We start from the raw sequence: 13,729 nt of genomic DNA on the forward strand, positions 1-13,729 counted from the left end.
CCACGACGTCGCCGCCGTGGGCCGACAAACCCTAGTCGCGCGAGGATCCCGCGTCGTAGTCCGACCAGTCGTCGTAGTCGTCCGGCTTCGGATCGGACTTCTGACTGGTGTCTTCATCACCGTGAAGTTCGCGCGCAAGGGCCCCGAAGTCCGTCTCATAGGTCCGGTACTTCAGGTCGCGTGCGACCTTCGTCTGCTTGGCTTTCGCTCGGCCGCGCCCCATAGGGTCCAGCCCCCTCGTCGCACTTGGCCGGGATAGTCCCGGGCTGTTCACAGGTTTCTCGTAGGGATAACGCTACCGGTTCATGCCAAGAATCCGCACGCCGGGGTGTCGAAAATCCGTTCGCTAGGAGCGAATGTTACTGAGGTCACACGAATCTGAGCCTGACGACTCGTCATTCGCCGTTCACCCGAGCGACAGATTGAGGGGCCGGACGGTTGTCTCACCGCGCATAGCCTCCCTTCCGATTCTTGGGAGACCTGACAACAACGCGTCTTGAACGGAAATGCAGTGACCGAACTGAGCGACATCCAGACCGACACCGCCTGTCCCTCGTGCAGCGACGAGGCTGCGCCCGCCGTCACCGACGGCCGGCGCTCCATGTTGTCCCTGCTTCCCATGGCCGGACACACCCGCGGCAAGCGCAGCGCGGTGACCTGCGCCCTCAAGTGCGACAGCGCTTGCGCCAAGCCCGCGCCGAACACCTCCGACAACGGCTACTTCCGTGACATCGCCGGCAAGGCGCTCAGCCGCCGCCACGCGCTGGGTCTGGCCGGTGCGGGCGCGGTCGCGCTCGCGGTCGGCAGCAGCGGTCTGGCGGCCGCCGCCAGCCCCGTCCAGGCGGGTCTCGCCGCAGGGCGCGGCCACGGTGGGCGTACGAACCTGCCGTTCAAGGCGATCACCCCCGTCGCGGCCACCGAGGACACGTTCGTGGTGCCCCAGGGCTACACCTGGGAGCCGATCATCCGCTGGGGCGACCCGATCCTGCCCGGCGGCGTTCCGTTCGACGTCACCAGCCAGACCGCCGAGAAGCAGGCGCTCGCCTGGGGCTACAACAACGACTACACCGACGTCATCGTGACCAACAAGGCCGGCACCAAGGGCCTGCTGTGCTGCAACCACGAGTACGTCAACCCCGACATCATGTTCCCGCCGGACCTCGACGCCACCGAGCAGCTCAAGATCGCGATGGCCGCCCACGGCTTCGGGATCGTCGAGCTCGAGCGCTCCGCGCCGGGCGAGAAGTGGAACTACGTGCCGTCGGCTCCGAAGAACCGTCGCATCACGGCCTCGACCCCGTTCGAGTTCACCGGTCCCGCGGCCGGCAGCGACCTGCTCAAGACCGCGGACGACCCGACCGGCACCGTCGCTCTGGGCACGATCGGCAACTGCGCCGGCGGCACCACGCCCTGGGGCACGATCCTGTCGGGCGAGGAGAACTTCAACGGCTACTTCCGCGCGACCGGCACCTCGGCGGCGGAGAAGCGCTACGGCCTGACCGATGCTGCCTCGACGTACGGCTGGGAGGCCGTCGAGCCGCGCTTCGACGCGCGCTCGGCCGACTACGCCAACGAGCCGAACCGGTTCGGCTACATCGTCGAGATCGACCCGACCGACCCGACCTCGACCCCGCGCAAGCACACCATGCTCGGCCGCCTCAAGCACGAGGGCGCGAACGTGGTCATCGCCGACAACGGTCACGTGGTGGCCTACACCGGCGACGACGAGCGGTTCGACTACCTCTACAAGTTCGTCTCCAAGGGCCGCTACGACAAGCACAACCGTCGCAAGAACCTCGAGCTCCTCACCGAGGGCAGCCTCTACGTCGCCCGCTTCCACGGCGACTCCCCCGCCACCGAGATCGACGGCACCGGCAAGCTGCCCAGCGACGGCAAGTTCGACGGCTACGGCCAGTGGATCCCGCTCGTGGTCAACGGCCGCAGCAAGGTCTCCGGGATGAGCGTCGAGGAGGTCCTCGTCCACACGCGCCTGGCCGCCGACAAGGCCGGCGCCACCAAGATGGACCGCTGCGAGGACGTCGAGCCCTCGCCGAAGTCAGGCAAGGTGTACGTCGCCTGCACCAACAACTCGCAGCGCGGCACCACCGGCAAGGCCGGTGTGGACGAGGCCAACCCGCGCAACACCAACCGCGACGGCCACGTCATCGAGATCACCGAGGACGACGGCGACCACACCTCGCGCGTCTTCCGGTGGAACCTCATGATCGTCGCCGGCGACCCGTCGACCAACGCGTCCACCTACTTCGCGGGCTACCCGAAGGACAAGGTCTCGCCGATCTCCTGCCCGGACAACCTGGCCTTCGACTCCGAGGGCAACCTGTGGATCTCCACCGACGGCCAGCCGAGCTCGATCCAGAAGAACGACGGTCTGTTCAAGGTTCCGCTGGAGGGTCGCGAGCGCGGCCACGTCCAGCAGTTCCTCGCGGTGCCTCGCGACGCCGAGACCTGCGGCCCGGTCATCCACGACCGCGACGGTTCGGTCTTCGTCGCCGTCCAGCACCCGGGCGAGGAAGGCACCTGGGACGCACAGAACTCCCTCTTCCCCGACTACGTCGAGGGCACCGCGGGTGAGGGCGAGTTCGCCGGCCCGCGGCCGTCTGTCGTGCAGGTGCTCAAGGCCTGAGAACATCGAGAGGGCGCCGGAGCGATCGCTCCGGCGCCCTTTCGGCTGTTCGGGTCGCTCAGGCAGTCCAGCCCGCGTACGCCCCGGTGAGCTCGACCTTGCCGCCAGGCGTGGCGGTGACCTCACCGGCGGCCCAGGCGCGGATGTCGTAGCCGGCGAGGATGCGTACGGCCTCGTCGACGTCCTCGGGGTCGATCAGCGCGACCATGCCCACGCCGCAGTTGAGGGTCATCTCCAGATCCGCCAGCTCCACGGAGCCGGTGCGGCGGACGAGGTCGAAGACGGGCGCCGGGGTCCAGGTGGTGCGGTCGATGCGCGCGGAGAGCTCCGGCGGCATGACCCGCTCCAGGTTGGCGGCGAGGCCGCCCCCGGTGACGTGGGACATGGCGTGGGTACGGGTCCCGCGGGCCAGGTCCAGACAGGCCTTGGCGTAGACGCGGGTCGGGGTGAGGAGCTCCTCGCCGAGCGTACGGCCGAACTCGGCGACCTGCGCGTCGAGCGTGTAGGCGCCGGAGTTGAGCAGCACGTGGCGGACCAGGGAGTAGCCGTTGGAGTGCAGGCCGGAGGCCTCCATGGCGAGGACGACGTCGCCTTCCTTGACCAGGTTCGCACCGAGCAGGTTGTCGGCCTCGACGACGCCCGTGGCCGCGCCGGCCACGTCGTACTCGTCGGCCGCGAGCAGCCCCGGGTGCTCGGCGGTCTCTCCGCCGACCAGCGCGCAGCCGGCCTCGACACAGGCCTCCGCGATGCCCTTGACGATCGCCGCGACCCGCTCCGGGACGACCTTCCCGGTGGCGATGTAGTCGGTCATGAACAGCGGCTCGGCGCCGCAGACGACGAGGTCGTCGACGACCATGCCGACCAGGTCGAACCCGATGGTGTCGTGCTTGTCCAGCGCCTGCGCGATCGCGACCTTGGTGCCGACACCGTCGGTGGAGGTGGCCAGCAGCGGGCGCTCGTACGCCTTCAGGGCACTCGCGTCGAAGAGACCGGCGAAGCCGCCGACCCCGCCGAGCACCTCGGGGCGCCGGGACTTCTCGATCCAGACCTTCATCAGATCCACGGCGCGGTCGCCGGCGTGGATGTCGACACCTGCTGCGGCGTACGCGTTGGTCGGCTCGGTCTGGCTCACTGGTGGATCTCCGATCACGGGTTGTTCAGGACCGGAAGGGCCTTGCCCTCGGTCGGGGACTGCAGCGAGACCTCGAGGAGGTGCTTGCCGAGCATGCTCTCGTCGGGCAGCTCTACGGGGTATTCGCCGGTGAAGCAGGCCGTGCAGAGCGCGGTGCGCTCCTGGCGGGTCGCCGAGATCATCCCGTCGAGGGAGATGTATCCGAGCGAGTCCGCACCGACGGAAGCGGCGATCTCGTCGACGGAGAGACCGTTGGCGATCAGCTCGGCGCGGGTGGCGAAGTCGATGCCGTAGAAGCACGGCCACTTGACGGGCGGCGACGAGATCCGCACGTGGACCTCCAGGGCGCCTGCCTCACGCAGCATCCGCACCTGGGCGCGCTGGGTGTTGCCGCGCACGATCGAGTCGTCGACCACGACGACCCTCTTGCCGCGCACCATGTGCTCGAGGACGTTCAGCTTGAGCCGGATGCCGAGCTGGCGCAGGGTCTGGGACGGCTGGATGAACGTACGCCCCACGTAGCCGTTCTTCACGAACGCCTGACCGAAGGGCAGGCCGCTCTCCAGCGCGTAGCCGGTCGCGGCGGGGATGCCGGACTCGGGCACCGGGATGACCAGGTCGGCGTCGACGGGGAACTCGCGAGCCAGCTCGCGGCCCATCTCGACCCGGGACTCGTGGACGTTGCGGCCGGCGATGTTGGCGTCGGGGCGGGCCAGGTAGACGTACTCGAAGACGCAGCCCTTGCGGTCGGCCTCGGCGAACCGCACCGAGCGCAGACCGGACTCGTCGATGATGATCATCTCGCCGGGCTCGACCTCTCGCACCACGCTCGCGCCGACGGTGGCCAGCGCGGCGTCCTCGGAGGCGATCACCCAGCCGCGGTCGAGGCGGCCGAGGACCAGCGGGCGGATCCCCTGCGGGTCACGCGCGGCGAACAGGGTGTCCTCGTTCATCCACACCAGCGAGAAGGCGCCGTTGATCGTCGGCAGCACCTCCAGCGCGCGCGCCTCCAGCGAGGAGTCGGGGTGGAAGGCGAGCAGCTCGGTGAGCAGGGAGGTGTCGTTGGTCGAGACCGGGGCGTGGCGGCCCTCGGAGTGCTCGGGCAGCGCCTCGACGGCCGAGCGCATCTCGGCGACGTTGATCAGGTTGCCGTTGTGACCGAGGGCGACGGAGCCGTCCGGCGTCGGCTTGAAGATCGGCTGCGCGTTCTCCCACACCGAGGCTCCGGTGGTGGAGTAGCGGGCGTGGCCGATGGCGACGTGGCCCTTGAGCGACTCCAGGGTCGGCTCGTCGAAGACCTGGCTGACCAGGCCCATGTCCTTGTAGACCAGGATCTGGCGCCCGTTGCTGACCGCGATACCCGCCGACTCCTGGCCACGGTGCTGCAGCGCGTACAGGCCGAAGTACGTCAGCTTCGCGACGTCCTCGCCCGGCGCCCACACACCGAAGACTCCGCAGTGGTCCTGGGGACCCTGGTCGTGGGGGTCGAGGGCGGCGGTGAGCCGGCCGTCGCCACCCTTGCGTCGGGACACGTGCCTACCTGAGCTGGTGAGGTTGACCACGGCATCGAGTGTAAGGGCGTACGCAGGCGATCACCGAACCCTTGACAGTCCTGTAAGGGTGGTCACATGAACGTCTCGGAATCATGAATGTAAAGAACGATCCACGTCTGCCCTACCGCCCGGGACCGACATCCCGGATAATCGATCCGATGACTTCTCCAGCGCCCAAGCCCGCCGGCGGTCACCGACTGACGGTGCCACCGGGATTCGCCCCACCACCGTTGGGCGGGAAACGCGCCAGAAGCGACCTCACCACGACGATGACCACGATCACGACCGATCTGGCCGAGATCGGTGGTCTGCTCACCCCCGGTGAGGATCTCTCCGACCTCCAGCTGATCGCCGACAGCCTGACCGCGCTCGCGGGCTTCGAGATGGCCACGATCAGCGTCGCGCGCGCCGACGGCAACCTCCACATGGTGGTCGTCTCGGGCCAGGACTCCGCCCGAGCCGACCTGCTCGGCACCGTGACCCCGATCGAGCGGCTCGAGGCCGAGCTCGCCCGGGCCGACGACTGGGGGATCTTCAAGTTCGTGCCGGCGGAGCGGCTGGACCCGACCGCCGACGTGTACGGCTGGATCCCGACGATGACGACGGTCGACGCCGCCGGCGCCTGGAACCCGCTCGACCTGCTGGTCGCGCCGCTGCGCGACGACGCCGGCAGGCTGCGCGGCACCCTGATCGTCGACGTACCGACCGACGGCCTCCGCCCCAACCCGGAGAAGCGCGCCGTCCTCGGCCGCCACGCGGTGCAGGCACAGCGCGCCATCCTGCTCGCCCTGGAGCGTGAGGAGCTCTCCGAGCAGGTACGCCTCGCCGAGGCCGCCCGCGACGTGATCCGCCGCGCCGGGCGCGAGCTGGACCCCGACGAGATCCTCAACTCGCTGAGCACCGGGCTGGTCGACGTGCTCGACCTGACCGACTTCTGGCTGCACATGTCCAAGCCGGGCGGTCGCGGCATCCGCACCAAGGTCTACCGGGAGGACTTCAAGCTCCCGATCGAGGACCTGACCAGCCCGTTCATGGTCGACTACGGGCAATACCTCTGGGACCAGCGCAGCATCACCGTGCAGACCCCCGACGGCGCCGAACGGCTCCCCCACCCCGACCCGGACACGCAGCAGCTGATCACCGAGTGGATCCGCCACTACAAGGTCGGCTCGATCGTCGGGGTCCCGATCGGGTCGGGCCAGACGTGGTACGGCGCGATGCTCCTCGGCCGTGGCCCCGACAAGCCGCACTGGAGCGAGCTCGAGCTGATCACGGCCGCCGACCTCGGCCGGGACTTCGGCCGTGTGGTCCACAATTCCAGGGCCTACCTGCGCCAGAAGGCGGCGGTCGACTCCCTGCGTGAGCTCGAAGCCCACAAGAGCCGGCTGATCGCGACGGTCGCCCACGAGCTGAAGAACCCGCTCTCCGCGTTCCGGTGGAACATCGAGTCGCTGCCCTACGCGGAGTCCGAGGAGGAGTACGCCGAGGTGCTGACCGCACTGACGCGCAACCGCGACCGCACCGAGAAGATCGTGGCCGACCTGGCGATGCTGTCGAAGGTCTCCGACCCCGACCACCTGCCGACCACGGTGCCGATCCAGGTCGCGCCCGTGCTCGAGGAGGTCTACAGCCAGCTCAACGCCGAGATGCCCACCAGCGACGCCCACGAGCTCGTCTTCGAGATGCCGTCCGACGACGTCTACGTGACCCTGGCTCCGGGCGATCTGGACCGGGTGGTGATCAACCTGGTCACCAACGCGATCAAGTACAGCCCCGACGGCGGTCAGGTCATCGTGAGCACGCGCACCAGCCCCGGCTGGTTCGAGCTCCGGGTGACCGACCACGGCCTCGGGATCTCGCCGGAGGACCAGGACCGGCTCTTCACCGAGTTCTTCCGCTCGACCAACCCCACAGCCCTCAAACAGCCAGGCACCGGACTCGGTCTGACGATCGTGTCTCGAATCGTCAGCCGACGCGGCGGACTGATATCCGTCGACTCGACCCCTGGCGTGGGAAGCACATTCCGTGTGACGCTGCCCATTGTTTAACCTTACGCACCGGTAACGGGTTGCATTTCCCATCTCGGCGGAGAACTCATGACCAGTACGCCCTCAGAGGGTCCGGACGCGCCAAGCGGCGCCTCCGGGGCGTACCCGAGCCCGGATCCCGGTCTGCAGCTGATCGCCGAGGGGGTCACCGAGCTCGTCGGCTTCGGCGCCGCCGTGATCAACATCCGCCGCGGGGACGAGTTCGAGATCGTCGCGGCGTACGGGGACGAGACCGGCCACACCGTCGAGGGCGAGATGACCGTCGCCGAGATGCTCGGCACCCGGTTCCCGGTCTCGGTGGTCACCGACCTGCTGGAGATGTCCGTGGACTGGGGCGACATCAAGTTCGTCCCCCACGAGAAGAACACCATCGGCGAGGCGGAGGGCTACTGGGTCCCCGACACCGACGAGGACATCCTGAAGGACCCGCAGGACTGGCACCGGCTCGACGAGCTCCTGGCGCCCTTCTACGACGAGAACGGCGAGCTCGTCGGCGTACTCTCGATCGACCGCCCGACCAACGGCCGCAGGCCCGGCCGGCGCCAGCAGCGGATCCTCAACCGGTTCGCCCGCCAGGCGCGGCGAGCGGTGCTGCTCAGCCTGCAGCGTGAATACCTCGAGGAGCGGGCCAACAACCTGCTCGAGGCCCAGAGCTTCCTCCGCGAGGCCAACTCCCAGCTCGGTCTCACCGGTGTGCTCGAGGCGACCCAGGAGGCGATGAGCCGTGGTCTCGACGCCGACGGTCTCTACGTGCAGGCGCAGGACGGCGAGGGCGGGTCCGTTGCGTACGCCTCGCCCGGCCTGGGGTGGACCGCCACCGAGAGCAACATCGCGACCGGTCAGGCCTACCAGAGCACCCGGCTGTGGAACCGGGGCGAGCACGCCATCGTCAACCGCGAGCTGCTCCTCCACACGCTGCATCACGGTGATGCCGAGCAGCGGAAGTTCGCCAGGGTCGGCATCGAGTTCCTCGACGCCGTCGGGGCCGACTCGCTCCTGGTCGTGCCGATCGGCGTGGAGACCACCGCGCTGGGTCATCTGGTGCTGGTGCGTGGCTCGGGCCGGCCGCGCTGGACCGACGCCGAGGGGCGCCTCGCGATGGAGTTCGGTCGCGACTTCGGGCGCATCGTGCTCACCTCCAACGCCTACACCCAGGAGCGTGACCTCGCCCAGCGGCTGGCCACCGCCGACAAGGTGCACAGCCGGCTCATCGAGGCCGTCGCGCAGGAGCTGCACAACCCGCTGACCGCCCTCACCACCGGTATCGACGCGATGCGTCACGAGGACCGCGGATCGCCGACCTGGTTCCAGCAGGTCGGCAACCTGATCAGCAGGTCCGACCAGCTGGTCGCGATGGTCGACGATCTGCTGCTGTTCTCCCGCTTCTCCGACCCCTCCTCGCGCCCGGCGCTCGCCCACGTCGACCTGACGTCCCTCCTGCAGGAGATCTTCGAGCAGAGGACGTACGAGTCGGAGAAGCGTGGCATCGAGGTGAGCATCGACGTGCCCTCGCGCAGCGTCTACGTGATGGGCGACCGCAGCGAGATCAAGGCGGCGATCCTCCGGCTCGTCGACAACGCGCTGGTCTACACCCACCGCGGCGGCCACGTGCGGCTCTACATCGTGGAGAGTGCCAGCGAGGCGGCCATCTCGGTGACCGACAACGGCGTCGGCATCCCCGCGGCCGAGCAGATCCAGGTCTTCACCGAGTTCTACCGCGGGTCCAGCCAGGCGATCGGCGGCCGGAAGGGCGTCGGCCTCGGGCTCAGCATCGTCGACCGGGTCGCACGCCGCCACGACGGCCGCGTCACGCTGCGCTCCGAGCCCGGCACCGGCACCCGCGTCTCGCTCGTCCTTCCGTTGGCCAACGACGCCACCTCGCCTGGTTAACCAAACGTCACAATCTGGTCGAGACGGACGTCTACGGCTGCACAGCGCGCGCGTTTCGTGCAACACTCCGTGGTGCCCAGGTCCTCAGGACTGCCACGCAGTTGCAACACCCGCCCTGACCGACCTACCCGAGAGCAAGGATGCCCCCACCACAGTCAGTCGATGCCCTCGACGTGCCTGCGAGCACGCCGAGCAGGACGTCGCTGCCGGTGGCGGATCCCGCGCTCCAGATGATCTCCGAAGGCATCTGCGAGCTGCTCGGCTTCGGCATCTCCGCGATCAACGTCGTCCGCGGCGATGAGCTCGAGGTGGTCGCGGTCCACGGCTTCACCAGCGGCCTGAACGCACACGGGCGACGGCAGACGGCCGAGGAGATCCTCGGCACCCGGTGGGCCCTCTCCGACCTGCGTGACAACCTCTCCCGCGGCGAGAACTGGGGCTCCTGGCGGTTCATCCCCCAGGAGCGGGTGAACCTTCACGAGGGCAGCTGGGTCTCCACCACCAACATGATCGACGCTCCCGACGCGTGGCATCCCCACGACATGCTGATCGCGCCGATCCTCGGTGACGACGGCTCCATCCAGGGCTGCCTCTCGGTGGACATGCCGGTCAGCGGGCGTCGGCCCGACTTCACCCAGCGCCGGGTGCTCAACCGGTTCGCGAAGCGCGCCCAGCGGGTCGTACACGGCTACCTCGAGCGCGAGCGGCTCTACGAGCGCGCCGCGAACCTCGAGACCGCCAAGGAGTTCCTGCGCGACGCCAGCTCCAAGCTCAGCCTCGCCGACGTGCTCGACGCCAGCCACGACGCGCTGATCCGCGGCTTGGGCGCCGACGGGATCTGGATGGCGACCAAGGGTCCCCACAACGAGATGGTCGTGCACGCGACCCCGGGCCTCAACTGGGATCCCGACCCGGGCCTGGCCGCGCTCACCTCGCGGAACACCTCCCGATACTGGGCGGACGGCACCTACTCGATCCTGAGCCGCGAGCGGATCACGGACTCCTCGGAGTGGAACGAACAGGCCACCGTCGTCAACAAGTTCTTCGAGACCCTGGGAGCGGGGAGCGCCCTGGTCGTACCGGTCGGCGCCGACCACGAGTGGCTCGGCCACATCGTCCTGCTCCGTTCGCCCGGGCGGCCCACCTGGACCGACGCGGAGGGCCGGTTGGCGATGGAGCTGGGCCGCGACTTCGGACGCATCGTGCTCACCGCCAACGCCTACACGCAGGAGCGCGACCTCGCCCAGCAGCTCGCCCACGCCGACCGCGAACGCAACCGGCTGATCGAGGCCGTCGCTCGCGAGCTCCGGATCCCGGTGAACGCGCTCGGCACCTCGCTCAACGCGCTGGCCGGCGAGCAGGCCAACACGCTGCCATGGATCGTCCAGGTGGAGACGCTGACCGTACGCAGCGCCCAGATCGAGGGCATCGTCAGCGACCTGCTGCTCCTCTCCCGGATCCGCGACCCAGCCAACGCCCCCGGCCAGACCACGATCGAGGTCTCCGAGATGCTCGACGACGTGCTGGACGAGCTCGATCCCGACGCAGCCCACAAGGACATCGAGTGCGTCCTGACGACGCCGACCGGGCCTGCGTACGTCGTCGGTGATCCGCGCGAGCTGCGCGCGGCCTTCCTGCACCTGGTGAAGAACGCGCTGACCTACAGCTACCGCGGCTCGCGGGTGCAGGTGATGCTCTACAGCGCCGGCAGCGAGGTCACGATCATCGTCGCCGACGCCGGCGTCGGCATCGCCTACGAGGAGCAGCCGGAGGTCTTCGACCCGTTCTACCGAGGCTCCAACTCCGCGCTGGGTGGTTCGCGCGGAGCTGGGCTCGGGCTGACGCTGGTCGAGCAGATCACCAGGCGCCACCACGGGTTGGTCGAGCTCGACTCACGCCCTGGCGAGGGCACCCGGGTGGCGCTGACGCTGCCTGGAAGCTAGGAGCTGCCCAGCTTCTGGAGCAGCAGCGCCTCGGCGACGACGACCCTCCGGAACTCGGCGAGGTGGAGTCCCTCGTTGGCGCCGTGGGCTCGGGTGTCGGGGTCCTCGACGCCCGTGACCAGCACGCTGGCCTGCGGGAACGCCTCGAGGAACTCCGCGATGAACGGGATCGAGCCGCCCACGCCCATGTCGATCGGAGCGGTGCCGTCCCAGGCCTCGGTGAAGGCGGCACGGGCGGCGTCGTAGGCCGGGCCGGTCGCATCCAGGGCGATCGGCTCACCGGTGTCGACGACCTTCGTGGTCAGCTCGGCGCCCCACGGGACGTGCTTCTCCAGGTGCTGGGTGAGGGCGGCGACGGCGTTCTCACCGGTGTCGCCCGGGGCGATCCGGATGGTGACCTTGGCGCGCGCGGTCGGGGACAGCGTGTTGGAGGCGCCGTCGACCTTGGGGGCGTCCAGACCGGTGATCGTGATCGCCGGCTGCGTCCACATCCGCTCGACCGCGCTGCCCTTGCCGACCCACTGCAGGCCGGCGATGGCCCCGGACTCGGCACGGAGCCGCTCCTCGGGGTAGTCGACGTCGGCCGCCGGGCCGGAGACGAGCCCCTCCACCGCGGGAGCGCCGTCCTCGTCCCAGAGGGTGTTGAGGAGGCGTACGAGAGCCATGATCGCGTCGGGAGCCAGACCGCCCCACATGCCGGAGTGCACCGCGTGACCCAGGGTGCGGAGCTCGACGTCGACGCGGATCAGACCGCGCAGCGACGTCGTCAGCGCCGGGACGCCGATGTCCCAGTTGCCGGAGTCGGCGATGACGATGACGTCGGCCCTCAGCTTGTCCTGGTACTTCCCGAGCAGCTCGGGGAGCGTCGCGGAGGCGACCTCCTCCTCGCCCTCGATGAAGAGGCGCACGGTGACCGGGAGCTCACCGTTGTCGTCGAGGCTGGCCAGAGCCCGGACCGCGCCGATGTGGGCAGCGATGCCGGCCTTGTCGTCGGCCGCACCGCGCCCGTAGAGCCGGTCGCCGACCTCGGTGGGCTCGAACGGCGGGGTGTCCCAGTCGGCATGGTCGTTCTCCGGCTGGACGTCGTGGTGGGCGTAGAGCAGCACCGTCGGGGCCCCCTCGGGGCCCTTCTTCTCACCGACGATGGCCGGCGGGGCACCGTCGAAGGCGCGCACAATCTCCACGTCGAAGCCCTCGGCCGCGAAGAGGTCTCGGGTCTTCTCCGCGCTCTTCTCGACCTCGCTCAGTCGCTCGGGGTCCGCGCTGACCGACTCGATCCGCACCAGGTCCTCGAGGTCCTTGCGGATCCCGGGGAAGAGGTCGTCTACACGGGCCTTGATGTCTTCGGTGGAGTGGCTCATAGGGTGAGATTACAAGGGCAGATACGGCGACAGGTCGGTGCGTTCTCCTGAGGCCCTGACGCGGGCCTGATCGACGGCATCGGACCAGGTCATCGCGCCGGTGGCGAGGGCGATCCAGGTGACCGCGTCGGTCTCGATCACCGCCGGCGGAGTGCCGCGGGTGTGCCGGACCCCTTCGACACACTGCACCGCGGCGTACGGAGGGACGCGCACCTCGACGCTCCTGCCCGGCGCACGCTCCTCGAGCAGGGCGAGGAAGTGCTTGGTGAGGAGGCGGAGATCTGACTTGGCGGGCTCCTCGGCGCGTACGCGATCCAGGGCGTCGGCCACGTCGGCGGCGGCCGCGGGCTTGAGTCGAGCTGGCACGTTCTCACCCTATCTGCGGCAGTTGCCCACCGCGGCGGCGCGCGACCACTACGCTCCGGAGACGTGGGACTGGAGAGACTCGAGTCGGAGATGGTGCTGAAGACCGTCGAGACGCTGCACGGACGGATCGCGGCACGCTTCCCCGACCGGGGTCTGGTGAAGGTCGCCGAGGAGCTGGCCGGCCTGATCAGGGAGTCCTCCGGCGCCGGGGACCGGCTCCGGCAACGGCTGGTGTGGACGCGCGCGGCCTCCCGCGTGCTGATCGTGGCCGTCCTCGCACTGACGCTGGCCGCCATCATCTGGGGCCTGGCGACGGCGTTCGGCGACGAGACGCTCACCGGCGTCCAATGGCTGCCGCTGATGGAGAGCACCGTCAACGACCTGATCTTCGCCGCGGTCGCGATCTTCTTCCTCTACACGATCCCGGAGCGGCTGCTGCGGTCGCGGGCGCTGAAGCTGCTGCACCGGCTGCGTTCGCTGGCCCACATCATCGACATGCACCAGCTCACCAAGGACCCCGAGCGGCTGCGTACCGGGTTCACGCCGACCTCGGCCAGCGTCCGGTTCACCCTCGACGCCGACCAGCTGATCCACTACCTGGAGTACTGCTCCGAGCTGCTCAGCCTCGTCGGCAAGACGGCCGCGCTGTGCGCCGAGGACTCCCAGGACAACGTCGTCCTGGACACGGTCAGCACCGTCGAGGGCCTCACCGTCGATCTCTCGCGCAAGATCTGGCAGAAGATCCAGGTCGTCGGCGAGCTGCGCGAGGAGCAGTCATCCCCGGCTGTTTAG

At 69.2% G+C, this 13,729-nt stretch carries 10 protein-coding genes; 5 read left to right on the forward strand and 5 right to left on the reverse strand.

Translation table 11 applies throughout. The annotated features are described in order from the left end of the window. Positions 1–31: 31 nt before the first annotated feature. The gene (locus ABT304_RS13255) at positions 32–223 is read right to left on the reverse strand and encodes a DUF3073 domain-containing protein (RefSeq protein WP_160026710.1); all 192 of its coding nucleotides are present in this window, start codon (positions 221–223) and stop codon (positions 32–34) included. Between the two features lie 288 nt (positions 224–511). On the opposite strand from ABT304_RS13255, the gene ABT304_RS13260 reads away from it, so the two are divergent. Further along, positions 512–2,644, forward strand: a complete 2,133-nt coding sequence (locus ABT304_RS13260; protein ID WP_350715760.1) for a PhoX family protein — start codon at positions 512–514, stop codon at positions 2,642–2,644. Between the two features lie 58 nt (positions 2,645–2,702). On the opposite strand, the gene purM is transcribed toward ABT304_RS13260, so the two are convergent. Both purM and purF read right to left on the reverse strand, forming a co-directional pair. After that, complete coding sequence (gene purM, locus ABT304_RS13265) at positions 2,703–3,776, reverse strand: phosphoribosylformylglycinamidine cyclo-ligase (protein ID WP_350715762.1); 1,074 nt, start codon at positions 3,774–3,776, stop codon at positions 2,703–2,705. A 14-nt stretch (positions 3,777–3,790) separates the two neighbouring features. Continuing rightward, positions 3,791–5,308, reverse strand: a complete 1,518-nt coding sequence (gene purF / locus ABT304_RS13270) for an amidophosphoribosyltransferase (protein WP_350715763.1) — start codon at positions 5,306–5,308, stop codon at positions 3,791–3,793. A gap of 179 nt (positions 5,309–5,487) precedes the next feature. On the opposite strand from purF, the gene ABT304_RS13275 reads away from it, so the two are divergent. The 3 genes from ABT304_RS13275 to ABT304_RS13285 all read left to right on the forward strand — a co-directional run bounded on the left by ABT304_RS13275 (position 5,488) and on the right by ABT304_RS13285 (position 11,210). Then, the gene (locus ABT304_RS13275; RefSeq protein ID WP_350715765.1) at positions 5,488–7,377 is read left to right on the forward strand and encodes a sensor histidine kinase; all 1,890 of its coding nucleotides are present in this window, start codon (positions 5,488–5,490) and stop codon (positions 7,375–7,377) included. Positions 7,378–7,425: 48 nt separating this feature from the next. Beyond that, positions 7,426–9,267 (forward strand): sensor histidine kinase, encoded by a 1,842-nt coding sequence (locus ABT304_RS13280; RefSeq protein ID WP_350715767.1) that lies wholly within the window; start codon positions 7,426–7,428, stop codon positions 9,265–9,267. 173 nt (positions 9,268–9,440) lie between these two features. Further along, entirely contained in the window at positions 9,441–11,210 is a 1,770-nt protein-coding gene (locus tag ABT304_RS13285) for a GAF domain-containing sensor histidine kinase (RefSeq protein ID WP_350715769.1), read from the forward strand. On the opposite strand, the gene ABT304_RS13290 is transcribed toward ABT304_RS13285, so the two are convergent. Continuing rightward, complete coding sequence (locus tag ABT304_RS13290) at positions 11,207–12,571, reverse strand: dipeptidase (RefSeq protein WP_350715770.1); 1,365 nt, start codon at positions 12,569–12,571, stop codon at positions 11,207–11,209. The two genes, ABT304_RS13285 and ABT304_RS13290, sit on opposite strands and share 4 nt — an antisense overlap. 9 nt (positions 12,572–12,580) lie before the next feature. Next, entirely contained in the window at positions 12,581–12,937 is a 357-nt protein-coding gene (locus ABT304_RS13295) for a sterol carrier family protein (protein WP_350715772.1), read from the reverse strand. A 63-nt stretch (positions 12,938–13,000) separates the two neighbouring features. Here ABT304_RS13295 and ABT304_RS13300 point away from each other — a divergent pair, with 63 nt between their 5' ends. Further along, the gene (locus ABT304_RS13300) at positions 13,001–13,729 is read left to right on the forward strand and encodes a hypothetical protein (protein ID WP_350715774.1); all 729 of its coding nucleotides are present in this window, start codon (positions 13,001–13,003) and stop codon (positions 13,727–13,729) included.

Source organism: Nocardioides sp. NPDC000445 (assembly GCF_040300245.1).
GTDB lineage: Bacteria > Actinomycetota > Actinomycetes > Propionibacteriales > Nocardioidaceae > Nocardioides.